This window comes from Arsenicicoccus sp. UBA6765, assembly GCF_002453335.1.
Taxonomy (GTDB): domain Bacteria; phylum Actinomycetota; class Actinomycetes; order Actinomycetales; family Dermatophilaceae; genus Arsenicicoccus; species Arsenicicoccus bolidensis.
Map to the genome: position 1 here is coordinate 3,389 of NZ_DKGR01000003.1, position 439 is coordinate 3,827.

The following is a 439-nucleotide window of genomic DNA, read 5'->3' on the forward strand; positions in this document are numbered from 1 at the left end:
CGCGAGCAGGGCCGTCGCGCCGTCATGGAGGAGGGCGGCCGGCGCGAGATCGCCATGATGACGCCCGTCGTCTTCCTCATCCTGCCGGTGACCGTGCTCTTCGCGGTCTTCCCCGGTCTCCAGCTCCTGACCCTCACCGTCTGACCCATCCACACCCTCACGGAGGACGACATGCACCACCTCACCGACGCCGGGCTCGCCCTGCTGACCCGGACCACCGCCACCCTGCACGTCCTCGGTGCGCGGCTGCACGACGACCGTGTCCGCGAGCGGGGCGACGTGCCCGGCTGGGTCATGATCACGCTGATGACGGCGGGTCTGGTCGCGGCCCTCGCCCCCGGGGCCCAGGCCGCCCCGTCGGGGGTGTTCGAGAAGGGCCTGGGCCCCATCCGCGGGGGACCCGGGGCCCCCGCCCCCCCCCCGGGGGCCCGGGCAGGCC

General features: G+C 75.2%; 1 protein-coding gene and 1 pseudogene. Both read left to right on the forward strand.

The window, feature by feature from the left end; translation table 11 throughout:
- Nucleotides 1–144, forward strand: a pseudogene (locus B4K29_RS00720) (pilus assembly protein TadB); the annotation flags it as partial.
- A 27-nt stretch (nucleotides 145–171) separates the two neighbouring features.
- The coding region (locus B4K29_RS00725; RefSeq protein ID WP_286966180.1) for a hypothetical protein at nucleotides 172–439 on the forward strand (268 nt) is incomplete at its 3' end.